The sequence below is a fragment of the Butyricicoccus sp. AF35-5AC genome, from assembly GCF_003477715.1.
Taxonomy (GTDB): Bacteria; Bacillota; Clostridia; order Oscillospirales; family Butyricicoccaceae; genus Agathobaculum; species Agathobaculum butyriciproducens.
The window spans coordinates 80,798-100,011 of record NZ_QUDX01000006.1 but is presented as its reverse complement, the minus strand read 5'-3'; the positions used below and the strand labels follow the sequence as shown (position 1 = coordinate 100,011).

At 57.7% G+C, this 19,214-nt stretch carries 17 protein-coding genes; all 17 read right to left on the bottom strand.

Annotation, left to right across the window (positions count from 1 at the left end; genetic code table 11):
- Positions 1–41: 41 nt before the first annotated feature.
- The 17 genes from DWZ82_RS09355 to topA all read right to left on the bottom strand — a co-directional run bounded on the left by DWZ82_RS09355 (position 42) and on the right by topA (position 18,998).
- Complete coding sequence (locus DWZ82_RS09355; protein WP_118480387.1) at positions 42–572, bottom strand: TIGR00730 family Rossman fold protein; 531 nt, start codon at positions 570–572, stop codon at positions 42–44.
- 189 nt (positions 573–761) lie between these two features.
- Positions 762–944 (bottom strand): 30S ribosomal protein S21, encoded by a 183-nt coding sequence (gene rpsU / locus DWZ82_RS09350; protein ID WP_031472056.1) that lies wholly within the window; start codon positions 942–944, stop codon positions 762–764.
- A 170-nt stretch (positions 945–1,114) separates the two neighbouring features.
- Positions 1,115–3,523: a leucine--tRNA ligase gene (leuS, locus tag DWZ82_RS09345; protein WP_118480385.1), complete on the bottom strand. Its 2,409-nt coding sequence runs from the start codon at positions 3,521–3,523 to the stop codon at positions 1,115–1,117.
- Positions 3,524–3,608: 85 nt separating this feature from the next.
- Positions 3,609–3,974 carry a ribosome silencing factor gene (gene rsfS, locus DWZ82_RS09340; RefSeq protein WP_110436454.1) on the bottom strand — a complete coding sequence of 122 codons (366 nt, stop codon included), beginning with the start codon at positions 3,972–3,974 and terminating at the stop codon, positions 3,609–3,611.
- 67 nt (positions 3,975–4,041) lie between these two features.
- Positions 4,042–5,547 (bottom strand): LCP family protein, encoded by a 1,506-nt coding sequence (locus DWZ82_RS09335; protein WP_118480383.1) that lies wholly within the window; start codon positions 5,545–5,547, stop codon positions 4,042–4,044.
- A gap of 18 nt (positions 5,548–5,565) precedes the next feature.
- A complete protein-coding gene (gene yqeK, locus DWZ82_RS09330; RefSeq protein ID WP_118360399.1) occupies positions 5,566–6,147 on the bottom strand; it encodes a bis(5'-nucleosyl)-tetraphosphatase (symmetrical) YqeK in 582 nt (193 codons plus the stop codon).
- Positions 6,148–6,297: 150 nt separating this feature from the next.
- The gene (nadD, locus tag DWZ82_RS09325) at positions 6,298–6,891 is read right to left on the bottom strand and encodes a nicotinate (nicotinamide) nucleotide adenylyltransferase (protein ID WP_118480381.1); all 594 of its coding nucleotides are present in this window, start codon (positions 6,889–6,891) and stop codon (positions 6,298–6,300) included.
- Positions 6,888–7,187 carry a YhbY family RNA-binding protein gene (locus DWZ82_RS09320; RefSeq protein ID WP_110436450.1) on the bottom strand — a complete coding sequence of 100 codons (300 nt, stop codon included), beginning with the start codon at positions 7,185–7,187 and terminating at the stop codon, positions 6,888–6,890. The genes nadD and DWZ82_RS09320 overlap by 4 nt, the downstream gene beginning before the upstream one ends.
- A gap of 63 nt (positions 7,188–7,250) precedes the next feature.
- Positions 7,251–7,823, bottom strand: coding sequence for an RdgB/HAM1 family non-canonical purine NTP pyrophosphatase (gene rdgB, locus DWZ82_RS09315; protein ID WP_118480379.1), 573 nt, complete (start codon positions 7,821–7,823; stop codon positions 7,251–7,253).
- On the bottom strand, positions 7,823–8,548 hold the full coding sequence (rph, locus tag DWZ82_RS09310) for a ribonuclease PH (RefSeq protein WP_118480377.1): 726 nt from the start codon (positions 8,546–8,548) through the stop codon (positions 7,823–7,825). Before rph ends, rdgB begins: the two co-directional genes overlap by 1 nt.
- A complete protein-coding gene (ftsY, locus tag DWZ82_RS09305; protein ID WP_118480375.1) occupies positions 8,535–9,503 on the bottom strand; it encodes a signal recognition particle-docking protein FtsY in 969 nt (322 codons plus the stop codon). Before ftsY ends, rph begins: the two co-directional genes overlap by 14 nt.
- Before the next feature lie 42 nt (positions 9,504–9,545).
- Complete coding sequence (locus DWZ82_RS09300; protein WP_118480373.1) at positions 9,546–9,749, bottom strand: hypothetical protein; 204 nt, start codon at positions 9,747–9,749, stop codon at positions 9,546–9,548.
- A 36-nt stretch (positions 9,750–9,785) separates the two neighbouring features.
- Positions 9,786–13,361: a chromosome segregation protein SMC gene (gene smc, locus DWZ82_RS09295; protein WP_118480371.1), complete on the bottom strand. Its 3,576-nt coding sequence runs from the start codon at positions 13,359–13,361 to the stop codon at positions 9,786–9,788.
- A gap of 140 nt (positions 13,362–13,501) precedes the next feature.
- The gene (gene rnc / locus DWZ82_RS09290; RefSeq protein ID WP_117750987.1) at positions 13,502–14,170 is read right to left on the bottom strand and encodes a ribonuclease III; all 669 of its coding nucleotides are present in this window, start codon (positions 14,168–14,170) and stop codon (positions 13,502–13,504) included.
- Between the two features lie 22 nt (positions 14,171–14,192).
- Positions 14,193–15,209, bottom strand: coding sequence for a phosphate acyltransferase PlsX (plsX, locus tag DWZ82_RS09285; protein ID WP_117489291.1), 1,017 nt, complete (start codon positions 15,207–15,209; stop codon positions 14,193–14,195).
- 1 nt (position 15,210) lies between these two features.
- A complete protein-coding gene (gene trmFO / locus DWZ82_RS09280; RefSeq protein WP_118480369.1) occupies positions 15,211–16,515 on the bottom strand; it encodes a methylenetetrahydrofolate--tRNA-(uracil(54)-C(5))-methyltransferase (FADH(2)-oxidizing) TrmFO in 1,305 nt (434 codons plus the stop codon).
- A complete protein-coding gene (topA, locus tag DWZ82_RS09275) occupies positions 16,512–18,998 on the bottom strand; it encodes a type I DNA topoisomerase (protein ID WP_118480367.1) in 2,487 nt (828 codons plus the stop codon). The genes trmFO and topA overlap by 4 nt, the downstream gene beginning before the upstream one ends.
- Positions 18,999–19,214 lie beyond the last annotated feature (216 nt).

Below are 19,214 nucleotides of genomic sequence, written 5' to 3'. Positions count from 1 at the left end.
AAATTGAAAATGACGCGACTGCAAACCCGGTACGTTCATTCTCAATTCAAAAGTGCTGTAACCTCTTCCAAGGTATCCGCAAAATAGATTTTCTTCTGCCGTTCTTTGGTGGACTGCTCCATCTCGATCATGTGGTCGAGCAATGCCTTCATATAGTCGTAATAGCCGTTGAGATTATAGAAAATGCACGGTGCATCCAGCTGGTTCAGTGCCAGCTTGCTCATCACCTCGGCGATCTCCTCGAGCGTGCCCGTACCGCCCGGAAAGGCGATGAACGCGTCTCCAAGCTCGATCATTTTGGTTTTGCGATCGGTCATATCCTCGGTGACGATCAGCTCGGTCAGACCGTCCAGCTGCAGCTCCTGCTCGATAAAAAAGCGCGGCTCTACGCCGATGACCTTACCGCCTGCGGCCAGTGCGCTCTCCGCGACCGCGCCCATCAAACCGACCCGTGAGCCGCCGTAGACCAGTGTATGGCCGTGCTCGCCAATCCATGCGCCAAGCTCGCGCACGGCGGTTTTAAGGGCAGGCTCGCGGCCCTCGTTTGCACCCAGATATACGGTTATATTCATCATTTTGTCCTCCATTATACAGGTGTATGCAGGGTTATCGGCGGTAATGCCGGAAATTCTGATTTGCTAATTTGCACCAGCTAATCGGGGTACGCAAACTGCGTAAGCGGGTTCGTGCGCCCTGCTGGGGCGGTGCAGAAAAAAAGAAAAGAGCAGACGTTTAACCATCTGCTCTCTGGAAATTCTATTTTAGCGGAACTTCTTCTTCTTTGCGCGTGCAGCCTCAGACTTCTTGCGGCGCTTTACGCTCGGGCTTTCATAATGCTCACGCTTGCGGAGCTCGGAAAGCGTACCCGCCTTGGCACACGAACGCTTGAAGCGACGCAGTGCGCTGTCAATAGACTCATTTTCCTTGATGCGGATCTCCGACACAGTTTTCCCTCCCTCCGCACGTTCCCCTCATGGGGATCGCTTAGCACAGTTTGTATACATTCGTACACAAAACCGTAAGGATATTATATCGAATTTCCGCGTCAATGTCAACTACTTTTTCCCGTAGTTTTCGATTTTTTCTTTTTGACGCGGAAATCCGGCATTCCTTCTTACTTTACGACAAGGTTTACGATCTTGCCCGGAACAACGATCTGCTTTACGATCTGCTTGCCCTCGATGGCGTGCTGTACCTTTTCCTCTGCCAGTGCGGTGTCAATCGCAGTCTGCTTGTCCGCATCGACTGCCAGCTTAATAGTGCACTTCAGCTTGCCGTTTACCTGTACCGCCAGTTCTACCATGCTCTCGACGGTCTTAGCCTCGTCGTAGGTCGGCCACGGTGCTACAGAGAGCAGACCGGTCTCGCCCATCTGCTGCCACAGCTCCTCGGTGATATGCGGTGCAAACGGATTGAGCAGTGCCAGGAAGGTCTTGTACTCAGCCTTGTTTACGCCCTTGTCGTAGAACTCATTGAGCATGGTCATCAGCGCTGCGATAGCGGTGTTGGCCTTGAGGTTGTCTGCATCCTCACCGACCTTCTTGATGGTACGGTTCATAAGAACCTCGTGCTGCTCGGAGTAGGTGTCGCCGTCCTGCACCTTGTCAGCCAGCGCCCATACACGCTCGAGGAAGCGGCGGCAGCCCTTGATGGACTTCGGGCTCCACGGAGCAGCCTTCTCAAAGTCGCCGATGAACATCTCGTACAGACGCATGGTATCTGCGCCGTAGGTGTCAACGATTTCGTCCGGGTTGACGACGTTGCCGCGGCTCTTGGACATCTTCTCGCCGTTCTCGCCGAGGATCATGCCGTGGCTGGTGCGCTTTGCATACGGCTCCTTGGTCGGCACTACGCCGATGTCATACAGGAACTTATGCCAGAAACGGCTGTACAGCAGATGCAGCGTGGTGTGCTCCATGCCGCCGTTGTACCAGTCAACCGGAGACCAGTATTTCAGTGCTTCCGGCGAGGCAAGCGCCTTGTCGTTGTGCGGGTCCATATAGCGCAGGAAGTACCAGGAGGAACCGGCCCACTGCGGCATGGTATCGGTCTCGCGCTTTGCCGGACCGCCGCAGCACGGACAGGTGGTGTTTACCCAGTCGGTCATGTGCGCCAGCGGAGACTCACCGTTATCGGTCGGCTCGTAGCTGGTTACGTTCGGCAGCTCAAGCGGCAGCTGATCCTCCGGCAGAGCCACATAGCCGCACTTGTCGCACTTGACGATCGGAATCGGCTCGCCCCAGTAACGCTGACGGGAGAATACCCAGTCACGCAGCTTGTACTGCACCTTGGCATGACCGATGCCCTTCTCGCCCAGCCACTCGATCATAGCCGGAATAGCGTCCTTAACGGTCTTGCCGTTCAGGAAATCGGAATTTACCAGAATGCCGGTCTCGTCCTTTGCGGTGAACGCAGCTTTCTGGACATCCTCGCCGCCGGAAACGACCTCGATGATCTCACAGCCGAACTTCTTAGCAAACTCCCAGTCGCGGTCATCGTGCGCCGGAACAGCCATGATGGCACCGGTGCCGTAGCCCATCAGAACATAGTCGGAAACGAAGATCGGGATCTGCTTGCCGTTTACTGGATTGATTGCGGCAACGCCGTCCAGCTTAACGCCGGTCTTGTCCTTGTTCAGCTCGGTACGCTCGAAGTCGGACTTGCGGGCAGCCTCCTCGCGGTACGCGCGAATGTCCTCGATGTTGTTCAGCTTGTCTGCCCACTGCTCGATCATCGGGTGCTCCGGGGAGATTACCATGTAGGTCGCGCCGAACAGGGTGTCCGGACGAGTGGTGTAAACGGTCAGCGTATCGCCCTCAGTGGTCTTGAAATCCACCTCGGCACCGGTGGAACGGCCGATCCAGTTGCGCTGCTGAATCTTAACGCGTTCAATATAGTCCACATCTTCCAGATCGTCGATCAGACGCTGTGCGTACTTGGTGATGGCGAGCATCCACTGGCTCTTGGTCTTGTGAACGACCTCGCTGCCGCAACGCTCACAAACGCCGTTGACAACCTCCTCGTTCGCCAGAACGCACTTGCAGGAGGTACACCAGTTTACGCTCATTTCCTTCTTGTAGGCCAGGCCCTTCTTGAACAGCTGCAGGAAAATCCACTGGGTCCACTTGTAGTAGCTCGGGTCGGTGGTATTGATCTCACGCGACCAGTCGAACGACAGACCGAGGCTCTTGAGCTGGCTCTTGAAGCGTGCGATGTTCTTCTTGGTGACCTCTGCCGGATGAACATGGTTCTTGATGGCAAAGTTCTCAGTCGGCAGACCGAATGCATCCCAGCCCATCGGATACAGCACGTTATAGCCCTGCATGCGCTTTTTGCGCGCAACGATATCCAGTGCGGTGTAGGAGCGCGGATGGCCTACATGCAGACCCTGACCGGACGGATACGGGAACTCTACGAGCGCGTAGAACTTCTCCTTGTCCGAGTCATTCTCGGCATGAAAGCACTGCTTCTCGTCCCAGATGTCCTGCCATTTCTTTTCTACTTGTTTATGATCGTACTTCAACGGATTCTCCCCCTAAAGTGAGTTTTGGATTTTGAGCGCGACAACGCGGCGGACGTCGTTCCCGGCGCCGCCGCATGTCGGTATTTTACTTGTCCTCGATGCCCAGTTCTTCAAGCGTTACCGGCGTGCCGTCCTTCCACAGGTTCTCCAGATTGTAGAACTTGCGTGCCTCCGGCATGAATACATGCAGTACAGCGCAGCCGTAGTCCAGCAGCATCCACTGTGCGGATTCATAACCCTCGGTGTGGTGCGGCATCTCATCGTGATCGTACTTCAGGTGCCACTCTACATTGTCCGCCAGTGCCTTAACCTGCGTAGTGGAGGACGCAGAGCAGATGACGAAATACTCGGTCAGCTCGGTCAGGCGCTCAACATGCAGCACCTCAATGCCCTGAGCCTTTTTCTCGATCAGCGCTTCGCAGATCGCCTTTACAGTTTCTTTTGCAGTCAAAGTATAAACTCCTTTTGTGCGGCAGAAAAGGGTTTGCCTTTCTGCCGATTATGGTATATTGCCTTTATTATGCCTCGGGATCGTACGTTCCGCCGTCGTCCCCGCCGGAGGAAGCACCGCTGTCCTCTCCGCCGCCGGTGTAATCGCCGCCGGAGTAGTCGCCGCCGCTCTCCTCACCGGAGTCGCCGCCGGAATAGTCTCCGCCGCTGTCGCCGCCCGAGTAGTCATTGTTATCCGAATAATCGCCGTCCGAGCCGCTGTTGTCGTAGGATGGCTCATCGTAGCTGTAATCCGGTTCTTCGTAATAATCTTCGCTGTAATCGTACGAGCCGGAGGTGTCACCCCATACATTATCTTCCTCGCCCGAGCTTACATAGCCGCCCGAGTAAGTAGTGGTATCCGGTCCGCCGACAATGTCCAGCTTGGAGATCGGCTCCTCGTAGGGGTTGAAATACTTGTTTACCAGCTCCAGCGTCTGGTCGTAATACGGGAAGAAGAACGAATACTGCACCGAGGTGCCCGCCGTGCTCATCTTGCCGTAGCCGGGCAGTGTAAAGAACTGAATGCTGCTGTTGTCGATCTGCATGGCCTGCATGCCCATCCACAGCAGCTCGCCGGCGCTGAAGTCGGTCTTGACGTTCTTGAACACGGCCTCTGCGATCGAGCGGATCTTGGTCACATTCTTGATCTGCAGCACCTGACCTGCCAGCGACTTGAGGAACTTCTGCTGATTCTCTACACGGCCTTCATCGCCGTTGGTGTACTGTACGGTGTAATCGTTGTTGTGTCTCCAGCGCAGGAAGCCGACGGTCTGCTTGCCGTCCAGATGCTGCTGGCCTTTTTTCAGGTCGATGTGCAGATTCTGCGACGGATCATCGTACTTCATATCGAACGGCACGTCATAATCCACGCCGCCGATCGCATCCACGATGGCTGCAATGCCGTCAAAGTTGACGATAACGCATTTATCCGGCCGGAAGCCCATCAGACGCTCGATTTCCTTGCCCATCTGCTCGATGTTGCCGCCCTTGCCGCCGGTATCCATGCCGTAAGCTGCGTTGATCTTCTTGCTCGCGCCGGTTGCCGTGTTGTTGCACATGGTGTCGCGCGGGATGTTCATGACGTTGATGGTCTTGTCCTTGGTATCCATGGTTGCGACCATCAAAGCGTCTGTTCGTGTTTCGTCCTCATCAACTGCGCCGACCACGAACGTAAACACATCGTCAATGCGGGTGCCCGAGTTGAGCAGGCTGCTCACATCGACCTTATCGCCATTTTCCTTGTCCTTGATCGTCGCCTGCGGCGAACGGATAAACCACACCGCTGCAGCTGCTGCGCACGCGAACAGCACCAGCACAACCGCCATAACGATGGCAATGCGCTTGCCCTTCTGTCTGGGTGTCAGCTTTTTTTTCTCCTTCGGAGCCTTTCCCTTTTTGCCGCCCGGCTTGGGCGCCGAGATCGGCTGGTGGTTCCCTTCCGGCTTGGGCGCTGCCTGCTGTGCGGGAGCCTGTGCCGGAGTGCTGTCTCCGTTGCGGTTTTTCCTGCCGCCGCTTCCTCCGAATAGTTTCAAACGATTCCTGCCTCCATTTTACTTGTCCCGCCAGCTGACACCCTGCCGGATCATATCATTATAAGCGGCAATGGTATCACTGTGGATGAGTTTTCCGCGTGCGACCAACTCGGTCAGCGTCTGGTCATAGCAGTAGAGCAGGGCACTGTCGATATCGATCTGTGCCAGCTCACGCGCCTTGTCCACGCCGGGAAAATCACGAGTTTCTTCGATGTAATCCGCCAAATACAAGATCTTGTCAAGCAGCGTCATATGGTTCTTGCCGGTGGTGTGGCAGGCGATGGCATCGCAGATATCCTCGGGCATGTGGTATTCGGCCCGCGCGATGGCTGCCGCCGTCTTTCCGTGCAGCATTTTCGGCTCGCTTTTTTCGACGGTACAGGGTATTATACCGTATTTCTCGCATAAATTCAACTGTTCTTGCGGAGAAAGATATTTTGTTATGTCATGCAGAATGCCTGCAGTACCCGCTTTTTCCGGGTCCTCGCCGTACTTTTCTGCCAGCATGATCGCCGCACGCTCCACGCCGAGAGAGTGCTCATAGCGGTAGCCCTGCAGTCTGGAAAGGATACTTTTACGCATTTCTTCATTACATAACATAACTTTTCCCGCCTTTCTCTGTATTTCTTGCCGCAAAACTGCAGCTTTGCCGACAAGGAGGAACGAGCCGCAGGCTGTTCCTAAGTCATACAAAAATACTGGTTTTGAACAAGCTGCTGTATTTATCTGTCAAACCTGTATTTTACAGGCTTAATAGCCGTACAAATGCTTTTCTTCGATGTAATCCGCGACCGATTCCGGTGTATAGCATCGCAGTGCACCGCCCTGCCGCAGCTCGGTTGAGGAAATGGTCAGGCTGTCGCCCTGCACCAGTTCTACGGTTGCACCGAGCGAGTCCTTGAGCGCCGCCGCCTTTTCACGCAGCGCGTCCCAGTCCTCGTTTTCGCGGGCGCAGACAGCAAGCGAAGCCAGCCGCGCGATCTCGTCCGGCGCACGCCAGATCCTGTCAAACGAGAGCAGCATATCCGTGCCGACGATCAGGTGCAGGTCGGTCTCACCGCGTGCATGAAGCGCGCGGAGCGTGTCCACCGTGTAGCTTGCGCCGCCGCGGTCGATCTCGATGGTGTCGAGCTGCGCCCACGGTGTCTGCTCGGTCAGCAAGCGCACCATTTCGCACCGGTCCTCTGCGGAAGCGGTGTTCTCCGGCAGCGCCTTGTGCGGCGGAATATTGGTCGGAATGAACAGCACCCGATCTAAGTTCAGCGCACGGTGCGCGAGTTCCGCCGCGTGCAGATGTCCCAGATGCGGCGGATTGAACGTGCCGCCGAGAATCCCTGTTCTCATTTTACCAGAACGATCTTGCGCTTGTCCTCATCGCTGGACTGGCGGTACAGCACAAACTTGGAGCCGATGCACTGTACAGCGTCCGCGCCGGTGGCCTCACAGAGCGCCTCGGATACCGTGCGCGGCGTCAGCATCGCACTCTCGAGCACCTTGCCCTTGACCAGTTCATGGGATTCGAGCAGCGCGTCCAGTTCGCGTTCTACCGCGTCGGTTACGCCTTCCTTGCCGATGATCAGCGTGACCGCCAGAGGGTTTGCCATTGCACGAAGCTGTGCGCGTTGTTTTGTGTTAAGCATAAATGTAAACTCCTGTAATTTCGTTATATTTTTTTCGTAGGGCGGGCTGCCCTACGGATTCGCTTATATTTTATCCTTTAAGACTTCTTTCAGCTTATTCAAAGCATTTGCCCGATGAGAGATTGTATTCTTGACCTCTGCGGGCAGTTCGCCGAAGGTACAGCCGTATTTCTCGACATAGAACAGCGGGTCATAGCCGAAGCCGCCTGCACCGTGGTTCTCGCGGAGCAGTTCTCCTTCACATTCACCGCGCACGGTGAGCGTTTCGCCGTCCGCAAGCACACACGCGATCGCGCACACGAAACGGCAGGCGCGGTTTTCCTTATCCTGCATATTTTGCAGCAGGAAGGCATTGCGGTCCTCGTCCGTACCCTCGCAGTAGCGCGCGGAGTAGATACCGGGAGCGCCGTCCAACGCATCCACGCACAGGCCGCTGTCGTCCGCGAGAGCGGGCAGACCGGTGAATGCTGCGGCGGATTTTGCCTTGATCATGGCGTTTTCCTCGAAGGTTTTGCCGTTTTCCTCGGGTTCGGGCGCACCCTCCGGCAGCGGAATGATTTCGATGCCGAGGCTGCTCACGATAGCGGACAGCTCTGCCAGCTTTTTCTTGTTATGGGAAGCAAGTACAAACTGCATTACAGACTTTCCCCCATCACCTTGGCCTGCTTGCGGCACAGCGTCAGGCAGCCGCGCTTGCCGAGTCCGAGCAGCTTGCGCAGCTCGGTATCCGTGAACGGACGGCCCTCGCCGGTGCCCTGCACCTCGATGAACTCACCCTTGCTCGTCATAACCACGTTGCAGTCCACGATGGCGTGGCTGTCCTCGGCGTAGTTGAGGTCGAGCACGGCTTCATCCTCAAAAATGCCGACCGAAACGGCTGCAACCTGTGCAGTGAGCGGCATCTTTTCGATCACGCCGTCGGCCAGCAGCTTTTTGCACGCAAGCCACAGTGCAACAAATCCGCCGGTGATGGACGCGCAGCGCGTGCCGCCGTCCGCCTGAATAACATCGCAGTCAATCGTGATCTGGCGCTCACCGAGTGCTTCGCGGTCAACGACCGCACGCAGCGCACGGCCGATCAGGCGCTGAATCTCGCTCGAGCGACCGTCCAGCTTGAGCGACTTGATATCGCGTTTTTTGCGGGTGCTGGTCGCACGCGGGAGCATCGCGTACTCGGCGGTTACCCAGCCGAGGCCCTTGCCCTCGAGGAACGGCGGTACCTTTTCCTCGACCGACGCGGTGCAGATGACCTTGGTGTTGCCCATCTCGACCAGCACCGAGCCTTCCGCGTACATCGTGTAATCAGTGGTAATCTTCACCGGACGCATTGCGCCCTTGGTTCTTCCGTCAGGTCTCTGCATTTTCATCCTCCTCGGTCTGTTCCTCATCGTTTTCTGCGTTTTCATGAACCGGCGGCAGGATGGCCTCCAGGAATGCCGCACGATCAAAGTCGATCAGATCGTCAATGCCCTCGCCAACGCCGACCAGCTTGACCGGCACGCCGAGTCCTGCCGAAATGGCGATCACGATGCCGCCCTTAGCGGTGCCGTCCAGCTTGGTGAGGATGATGCCGGTCAGCTCGGCAGCCTTGTTGAACTCCTCGGCCTGATGAACCGCATTCTGACCGGTGGTCGCGTCCAGCACGAGCAGCGTTTCGCGCGAAGCGTCCGGCAGCTCGCGGGAGATAACGCGATCGATCTTCGCCAGCTCGTTCATCAGGTTGGCCTTGTTGTGCAGACGGCCTGCCGTATCCACGATGATAATATCGCTGCCGCGTGCCTTGGCCGCCGAGATGGAGTCAAACACAACAGCTGCCGGGTCTGCGCCCTCGCCGTGGCGTACGATGTCCGCACCGGCACGTTTAGCCCAGATTTCCAACTGATCAGCCGCCGCCGCGCGGAAGGTATCCGCCGCCGACAGCATAACCTTTTTACCCTCATTGACATAGCGGGCCGCCAGCTTGCCGATCGAGGTCGTCTTGCCGACACCGTTGACGCCGATTACCAGAATGACCGCCGGCTTGCCGTCCGTATTCAGCGGCTGGTTGTCGAGCATGTTGTCGGTCAGCACCTCGCGGAGCAGGTCGCGCAGCTCGTCCGCCGTAGTGGTCTTACGCAGCTTGGCGCGCTTTTCGACCTCAGCGACGATCTTCGCCGCCGTGGATGCACCGACGTCCGACAGGATGAGTGCTTCTTCCAGTTCCTCGAGCAGATCATCATCCACCTTGACAAATGCCGCAAACACGCTGTCCAGCGAATGGCTCACTGCATCCGATGTTTTCTTTAAGCCCTGCTTAATTTTATCAAAAAATCCCATGCTTATCTCCTTATGTTTATCTTGCAAATCAGGAATCAGTAATTATTTACCGTAGTAGTTGATACGCCAGTTCTCCCAGTCTGTACGGTCAATCCGCTCACCCCAGAGAACATAGCCGCGCGCATGTCCCCAGTGCCGAAACTCGACCGGATGCCGTGCCGCATAGCCGTCAGTCGTAAGAGAGCCGTTCGGCAATCGTCTTTCCACATCCAGCCGGTACGGGTATTTTGCGCTTCGCATATCCATTGCCGCAATTCTCCATTTCCCATTCTCAATTTTCCATTACTTAATGGTATTTTTGAGCCGTTTTTCTGCCTCAGCCAGATTGAGCATCAGCATTTTGGAAACGCCCTGCTCCTGCATGGTCACGCCGTAGAGCATATCTGCTTCTTCCATTGTACCACGTCTGTGGGTAATTACAATAAATTGTGTCGAATCTGTCAGGCGGCGAATGTATTTTGCAAACCGCTGCACGTTTACATCATCGAGCGCGGCTTCGATCTCATCGAGCACGCAGAACGGCGTAGGCCGCAGCTTGAGGATCGCAAAGTACAGCGCAATGGCGACAAACGCCTTTTCACCGCCCGAGAGCAGCGTAATGGTTTTCACCGCCTTGCCCGGTGGAGACACGCGGATGTCGATACCGCAGTTCAGGATATCCGAGGTATCGGCAAGCTGCAGTTCGGCGTGTCCACCGCCGAAGATCTCGCGGAAGGTATCGCGGAAGTACACATTCAGCTTGGCGAACTCGGACGCGAAAATCTCCTTCATGCTGACGGTCAGCTGCTCGATGACCTTGCGCAGATCGGTCTGCGCGGTCTCGAGGTCGTCCTTCTGCTCCCGCAGGAAGCTGTACCGCTCCTGCACACGCTGAAATTCGTCCACCGCATCCAGATTGACGTTGCCGAGCGCCCGCATTTTCACGCGCAGCTCCTGCACGCGGCCGCGCGTTTCACCGAGGTTTTCAATCGGTCTGGCGATCTCTGCCGCCGGTGTGGGTGTTAATTCATAGCTTTCCCACATTTTATCCAGAATCTGTGTTTCCTCGGTTTTCAGCTGGGTCGCGCGGTTTTCCAGTCGGGCGGTCTCGCGTTCGAGTTCAAGGATTTCCTCGTTGCGGCTCTGTACCGCCTTTTCCAGACGGACCCGTTCGCCCTCGGTCTGTTCGCGTCTGCCGGTCTGCCGCGCAAGCTGTTCGCTAAGCAGCCGGGCGGTGGTGTCGCGTCCGTGCTTGGCTGCACGGACTTGGGTAAGTTCATCGGTCAGGCGTGCGATTTCCGCCGCAAAGCCTGCGATCGTCTGCTCCGCACCGGACACGCCCGCGTCGAGGTCGGCCTTGAGCCGCTCAAGCTCCGCGAGCGCGCGTGCTTCGCTGTCCTGCGCCGTGCGCGTCTCCGCAAACGCGGTCTGCGCGGCTGTGATGCGCGAAGCCGTCTGCGCCAGCTGTTCCGCAGCGGCGTTCACTGCCGTACGGCGCTCGGTGCAGACCTGCTCGGCAGCTGCAAGCGCCTGCTCTGCGGCAGACCGGCGCTCCGTGCAGGCGGCAAGTGTCTGCTCATACTTCTGCTGTGTCGCTGTGAAGTTAGTCTGTTCAGAAATCAGGCTGTCATACCGTTTCTGCAGGCTTTCCAACAGGAATTTATGCTGTTTTACCGAAGCAGCAAGTCCGGCTCTCTCCTGCTCCGCGCGGCGGCGGTCGGTTTCGATGGTCTGCGCCTGCCCGGCAAGCGATTCCAGTTCCTGCCTTGCATCCCGCTCGGTCTGTGCCAGCGTTTTTCGCTCCTGCTCGAGTGCGCGCACGCGCTCCTCGGCGGCGTGCAGGCGTTCCGCCCGCGCCAGTGCGCCGGTGCCGCGGGAGGCCGAGCCGCCTGTCATGGCACCGCCTGCCTGCAGGATTTGTCCGTCTAAGGTGACAATGCGAAACCGGTGTCCGTACGCCTTGGCGAGTGCCAGCGCGGTGTCCATATTCTCCGAAATGACCGTGCGCGCCAGCAGATTGCACACAATATTCTTATATTTTTCATTAAATCTGATGAGAGCATCCGCGGTGCCGAAGCAGCCGTTCTGCCGTTCCAGGCCGGTCTCCCGCAGGCTGTTTGCCCGAATGGTATCCAGCGGCAGGAAGGTCGCGCGGCCGCCGTCCGTGCGCTTGAGGTACGAAATGCACTGCTTACCCACGCTCGTGCTGTCCACCACGATGGAGGACGCTGACGCACCGAGTGCAGTGTCGATTGCCGTCACGAACCGCTTTTCGGTCGTGATGAGCGCGGAAACCGGACCGTGCACGCCGTTCATCGCACCCTTTTCGACCTGCCGCATAACGGCTTTCACCGACCGAGAGAAGCCCTCGTACTCGTGCTGCATGTCGGTCAGCATTTTTACGCGGCTCTGCATTTCGCTCAGCGAGGACTGCGCTGCTCGCAGGTCGTTCTGCGCCTGCTCGGCCTTTCGGCGCCAGGTCTCCGCCTGAGCGGCGGCCGTCTGCGCCTGCTTTGCCGTTTCGGCAAGCGTTTGCTCGCACGCGGTCAGTTCCCGCTCGAGATTGTCCTGTACCTGCTTTTCGGTATCCAGCTGCTGTGCCGCTGCCGCGATTTCGGCATCTAGTGTCATTTTGCGGTCGCTCATACCCGCCAGACCGCTCTCGGCGGCTGTTCGGTCGAGTTCGAGCGCGTGCAGCGTGCGCTCCTGCCCGCGCTGCGCCTGCTCGGCCTGCCGAAGTGCCTGCTCGGCCTGTGTGCGCTGCTGCTCCTGCTCGGCAGACTGTTTTCGGAGTGCATCCAGTTCAGCCGACTGTGCCTTCTCCTGCTCATTCAGCGCAGAAATACGCTCGCGCCGTTCGGCAAGCTGCGCATCCATACTCTGCACCTGCTCAGCGCGGTGTGCGCTCTCCTGCCGTGTGCGCTCGATATTCTCCTCGCAGTTGCGGATGTTCGCCTGAATAACCGCCTCACGGCTGATCTGCTCGGCGGCAAACTGCTCGGCTTCGCGCAGCTCATTCCGCAGACGTTCGGTTTCCCTGTCAATTTCGCGCAGTGACTCGGCCAGCTGCTCGGACTGCGCATACAGCGTTCCCTGCTGCTGTTTTGCATCCGCAAGCTGCTTTTCGCAGGTTGTCTGGTCTTTATTCAACTTGGCAGTGTCATTCTTCAGCTGCTCGAGCGACAGCAGCCACAGCGAGACCTCAAGTACACGCAGCTCATCCCGCAGATGCAGAAACCTTTTCGCCTTGTCAGCCTGCTGCTCGAGCGGCTCGAGCCGGTTTTCCAGTTCGCCGTACAGGTCGCGGATACGCACCAGATTTTCCTCGGTGGCTGACAATCTGCGCTCGGCTTCCTCCTTACGGTAGCGGAACTTGGTGATGCCTGCGGCTTCCTCAAAGATTTCACGCCGATCCTCGCTCTTGAAGGACAGGATCTCGTCAATGCGGCCCTGTCCGATGCTGGAATAGCCGTCGCGGCCCAGACCGGTATCCATAAACAGCTCGTGCACGTCCTTGAGGCGGCAGTGCTTTTTGTTGAGGAAATACTCGCTCTCGCCCGAGCGGTAGTACCGGCGCGTGACCATAATTTCGGTAAATTCCGAGCGGAACACATGCGCCGAATTGTCCAGAATGAGCGAAACCTCGGCAAAGCCGACCGGACCGCGCCTGGCTGTGCCACCGAAGATCACGTCCTCCATCTTCGCGCCGCGCAGAGACCGCGAGGACTGCTCCCCCAGAACCCACCGGATGGCATCCGAAATATTCGATTTTCCCGAGCCGTTCGGACCGACGATCGCCGTAATACCGCCGAGAAATTTGATCTCGGTGCGATCCGGGAACGACTTGAAGCCCTGTAAAATCAGGCTTTTGAGAACCATATGCCACCTCTTTATTATAGATAGTTTTATTTTACCACTGCGGCAGTATCTTTTCAACGACTAACTGCGTCACGCAGAAAAAAGAGGTCGATTTCTCGACCTCTTTGCCGTTTATCTCTATTGCGGTTTGGCGATAAGCGTCAGCATCCCATATTTTCCAAAGCCTTCTTCGCCGCCATCTGCTCGGCTTCCTTTTTGCTCTTGCCGATGCCCTGCGCGAACACATTGGAGTTGAGCAGCAGCTCCATGGTGAACCGCTTGTCGTGGTCCGGGCCGGACTGCCCTGCCAGACGGTATTCCAGCGTTTCCTGCTTGTTCTTCTGCACGATCTCCTGCAGCATGGTCTTGTAGTCCTTGAACGCGCCGCCTGCCAGCGCAACCTCGACCTTATGCGGGATAAACCGCAGCACGAACGCACGGGCAGGCTCGATGCCGCCGTCCATAAAGATAGCGCCGAGCAGAGCCTCTGTCGCGTCAGCGAGAATGGACGCACGCTTGCGTCCGCCGCCCATCTCCTCACCGTGTCCCAGACGGATGGCTTCGGGGATACCGATCTCGTGCGCGATCTCATCCAGTGCGCCCTCGCAGACGACTGCCGCGCGCAGCTTGGTCAAATCACCCTCCGGCAGATCGGGATAGTGTGTGAACAGGTAACCCGCCGTGACAAAGCCCAGCACAGAATCGCCCAGAAACTCCAGGCGCTCGTTGCACTGCAGGTGCGTGCCGTGGTGCTCATTCGCGTAGGACGAATGCGTCATCGCCAGCCGGAGCAGGCTTTCATCCTTGAATTTATAGTCAATTTTCAGCATTTTTGTTCCTTCTTCCTGTGGATCACTCGGAAACCGTCATGTACTGAATGTTTTCCTTTACTGCATCGATCATGCCGGATTTGGTGTACGCGATGGCCTGACGGACCGCGTTCATCACCGCAATTTCGTTGGACGAGCCGTGCGCCTTGATGACCGGCTTTGCGATGCCGAGGAACGGCGCGCCGCCGATCTTGTCCTGATTGAACACCTCGCGGAAGTCGTCCATGCCTTTCTTGCACAGCAGATAGCCCAGCTTGGTACCGACAGAGGCCATGAACACGCCCTTGATCTCTTTCGACATGAACTTGGCTACACCCTCGATGGTCTTGAGCTGCACATTGCCGGTAAATCCGTCGCAGACAGCAACATCACACGCACCGAGCGGCACCATGCTGCCCTCTACGTTGCCGACAAAATTCAGACGGCCCTCGTCGCCCGCCTTTTTCAGCAGCGCGTAAGCCTCCTTGCGGAGCGGATCACCCTTGGTATCCTCCGTGCCGTTGTTGACAAGACCGACACGCGGCTTGACGACCCCGTTGATCTTCTCCGCGTACAGCGAAGCGAGGAACGCAAACTGCAGCAGCATTTCGGCGGTGCATTCGGTGTTTGCACCCGCATCGCACAGCATAACCTGACCGTTCGCGCACGGCATAACCGGTGCCAGCGCACCGCGTCGGATGCCCTTGATGCGGCCGCCGTACAGCGTCGCGCCGGTGAGCAGTGCGCCGGTGTTGCCCGCGGAAACGAGCGCATCGCCCTCACCGGCCTTGAGCAGCTTGAACGCTACCGCCATGGACGAATCCGGCTTGCGGCGGAGTACCGTTGCGGGATCGTCGTGCATATCGACCAGATCGTTTGCGGGCATGATGGTAATGCCCTTGACATCGGAAAGTCCCTTCTCCTTGAGGACATTCGCTACGACCTCCGGCTTGCCGACCAGCAGCACTTCCTCGCCGTATTCCTTCGCAGCCAGCGCACCGCCCCATACAGCGGATTCGGGCGCGTTATCGCCGCCCATCGCATCAACGATGATCCTCATATTAAAGCTCTCCCTTCAGTTTTTCGATCTGCTCGAGCGCCCGCTCGGAGATTTTGGTGTTCTTCTCCCGCTTGCCCTTGATTTTATAGCCGAGCGGCTCGATAATGCCGAAGTTTACGTTCATCGGCTGGAATTTCGCGACCGTATGGTCGGAAATATAGGTCGCCAGTGCACCGGTGGCGGTCAGACGGTCGAGTGTCGGCATCGGTTTGCCGAGCACATCCATCGCGGTTGCCACGCCTGCCACCCAGCCGGAGGCGGTGGACTCCACATAGCCTTCTACGCCGGTCATCTGGCCCGCAAAACGGATGCGCGGGTCGGATTTGAGCGCGTAAGTCGCGTCCAGCAGGCGCGGAGAATCCAGGAACGTGTTGCGGTGCATGACACCGTAGCGCACGAACTCGGCGTTACGGAGCGCCGGGATCATGGAGAACACGCGCTTCTGCTCACCGAATTTCAGGTGGGTCTGGCAGCCGACCAGATTGTACAGCGTGCCGTTCGCGTTGTCGCGGCGCAGCTGCAGGACCGCATACGGATCCTTGCCGATTTTCGGATCCGGCAGGCCGATGGGCTTGAGAATGCCGAAGCGCAGCGTGTCAAAGCCGCGGCGTGCGTTAACCTCGATGGGCATACAGCCCTCGAATACCTTGGAATCCTCGAAGCCGTGCACCGGCGCTTCCTCGGCGGTGGTCAGCGCGTTCCAGAACGCCTCGTACTCCTCGCGGGAGAACGGGCAATTGATATAATCTGCGGTGCCCTTGCCGTAGCGGGAAGCCTCGTAGGCAGAATCCATGTCGATGCTCTCAGCCGTGACGATCGGCGCGGCTGCATCGTAAAAGTGCAGGAAATCACCGCCGACCTTGGCGTGGATGGCGTCAAACAGCGTATCCGACGTCAGCGGACCGGAGGCAACTACAACGCGGCCCTCCGGAATCTCGGTCACTTCACCGTAGACCACCTCGATATTCGGGTGGTTCTTGATCTTCTCGGTGACAGCTGCCGCGAAGGCTTCGCGGTCAACCGCCAGTGCGCCGCCCGCCTCTACGCGGTGCGCATCCGCACAGGAGAGGATAAGGCTGTCCAGACGGCGCAGTTCCTCCTTGAGCAGACCAGCTGCGTTCGCCAGCTCGTCCGAGCGCAGCGAGTTGGAGCACACCAGCTCAGCGAAATCGTCCGAGTGGTGCGCAGGCGTGTGCTGCACCGGCTTCATCTCACACAGGCGCACGGAGATGCCGCGCTGTGCCAACTGCCATGCAGCCTCACAGCCGGCCAGTCCTGCGCCGACTACTGTTACCATTTCACTCATTCGGCGCTCTCCTTTGCCGTGGTCTTTTTCTTTGCGGCAGGCTTTTTCGCTGCTGCTTTCTTCTCAGCGGCTTTTTTCGCCTTCTCGGCCGCCTTTTCTGCTTCATACTTTGCCAGAGCCTTGGCGTACTGCTCCTGCTGCTTGGCAGTCAGCTCCTGTACAGCCTCGTCCTTCAGCTTTTTGAATTTATTGGTGGTCTTGGTCATCCACGGCAGGTTTTTCTTCGCGGTGGATTTCTTGACAGCCGCCTTTTTCGTTACCTTCTTGACCTTTTCCTCGGTCTCGCCGTTCTTCTCGTCGGCTTCCTTTGCGGCAGCACGTTCCGCAGCCTTGGCGGCACGCGCTTCGCGCATCTTGCGGCGCTTTTCGGTCTCCTCGGGCGACAGACCCTCCTTGACCAGCTCCTTGTAGCCGCAGCCCTCACGCAGACAAACGTCCGTGACCTCCTTGGAATCGCGGTCGGTGTGGCGGAACAGCGAGGAATCGCAGTTCGGGCACTTGGTCTTGAGCGGCTTGTCCCACGTCATAAACTGGCAGGTCGGATAGGTGTCGCACGAGTAGTACACATAGCCGCGTGCGGACTTTTTCTTGACGACCTTTGCACCGCAGACCGGGCACGCAGCGCCGGTGTCCTCGGTGATGGGCTTGGTGTTGGTGCACTCCGGGAAACCCGGGCACGCAAGGAATTTGCCGAACCGGCCGGACTTGATGACCATGTTGCGTCCGCATTTCTCGCAGATAACGTCGGTCACCTCGTCCTGAATCTTGATGCGCTTGCCCTCCAGATCGATCTCCGCCTGCTTGAGCGCGGCTTCAAAGCCGTCATAGAAGTTGTGCAGCAGCTGGATATAATTCAGCTTGCCCGCTTCGACCTCGTCCAGCTCGTGCTCCATGTTGGCGGTGAACTCGTAATCGGCAACCGACTTGAACTCGTCAACCAGCAGGCCGGTAACGCCTTCGCCGAGCGGCGTCGGACGGAGCGCCTTGTTCTCCTTGGTGACGTAATCGCGGTCGATGATGGTCGAGATAGTCGGCGCATAGGTGGACGGCCGGCCGATGCCGCGTTCCTCCATCGCACGGATGAGCGATGCCTCGGTGTAGCGAGCCGGCGGCTGCGTAAAGTGCTGGGACGGCTCGATTTTCTCGGCGGTCAGCTTGTCGCCCTGATCGAAGCGCGGCAGTGGCTTTCCTGCGGAATCCTGCTTTTTCTCGTCGTCCGTGCCTTCCTCGTAAACCGCAGTAAAACCCGGGAACGCGACCGTATGACCGGATGCGCGGAACACCTGACCCTCGCAGACGATATCGGCGGAAACCGTATCGAGAATGGCGTCTGCCATCTGGCAGGCCACAAAGCGCGACCAGATCAGGCGGTACAGCTTGAACTGATCGGGCGTCAGGTACTTGCGGATCTCCTCGGGCAGCAGCTGCACGTTGGACGGACGAATGGCTTCGTGCGCGTCCTGCGCGTTGCCCTTGGTCTTGAACACACGCGGCTTGCCCGGATAATATTCCTCGCCGTAGCGGCCGCGAATGAAGCCCGCAGCGGCAGCGGTGGCCTCGTCCGCCAGACGGAGCGAGTCGGTACGCATATAGGTGATAAGACCGGTCAGACCGTATTCACCGAGTTCAATACCTTCGTACAGCTCCTGCGCGATGCTCATCGTGCGGCGCGGCGTCATATTCAGCTTGCGGCTGGCTTCCTGCTGCAGCGTCGAGGTGATGAACGGAGGTGCGGCGGTGCGCTTTTTCTTGCCGCGCTTGATATTGCCGACGGTGAACGGCTTGCCGGTAACGGCGTTGACAACATGCATCGCCTGCTCTTCGTTTTTCAGCTCGGCCTTGCCGTTCGCGTCGCCGTAGTAGCGCGCGGTGAACTGACCGCCGTCCGCGGTCTGCAGCAGAGCCTCGATCGACCAGTATTCCTCCGGCACGAATGCGCGGATCTCGTTCTCACGGTCCACGACCAGACGGGTTGCAACGCTCTGCACACGGCCTGCGGACAGACCGCGCTTGACCTTGCGCCACAGGAACGGCGACAGCTGATAGCCAACGATTCGGTCGAGAATGCGGCGTGCCTGCTGTGCATTTACCAGATCGATATCAATATCGCGCGGGTTCTCGATACCCGAGCGGACCGCCTGCTTGGTGATCTCGTTAAAGGTCACGCGGCGGGAATTTTTGTCCTTGAGCTTGAACAGCTCCTTGATGTGCCACGAAATCGCTTCTCCCTCGCGGTCAGGGTCAGTTGCGAGATAGACGAAATCGCTCTTGCGGATTTCGCTGCGGATTTCCTTGATGATTTTATCTTTACCCTCGATCGGCACATATTCCGGCTGGAAATCGTGCTCGATATCGATGCTCATTTTCTTTTTCGGCAGATCGCGCAGATGTCCCATCGAAGCCTTGACGACATAGTCCGAACCGAGATATTTTCCGATCGTCTTTGCCTTGGCCGGGGACTCCACGATGACTAACTTAGACATAAAAACCTCCAAAAACTTACTTCGATTGCAACCACGCTTGCAATCGAAAGGCCATACCGAACTCTGTTCAGATATGGCCAAGGCTGCGAAAAGTTCCTCCTTCGTCGAAACTTTTCTCCGCACTTGTATAAAAAGGGTGATACATGCTCCCCCTTTTTATGAATTTCCTGCGGAAATTCTATTGAATGCGCACCTTACGGTGCGGAATGCGTGTAT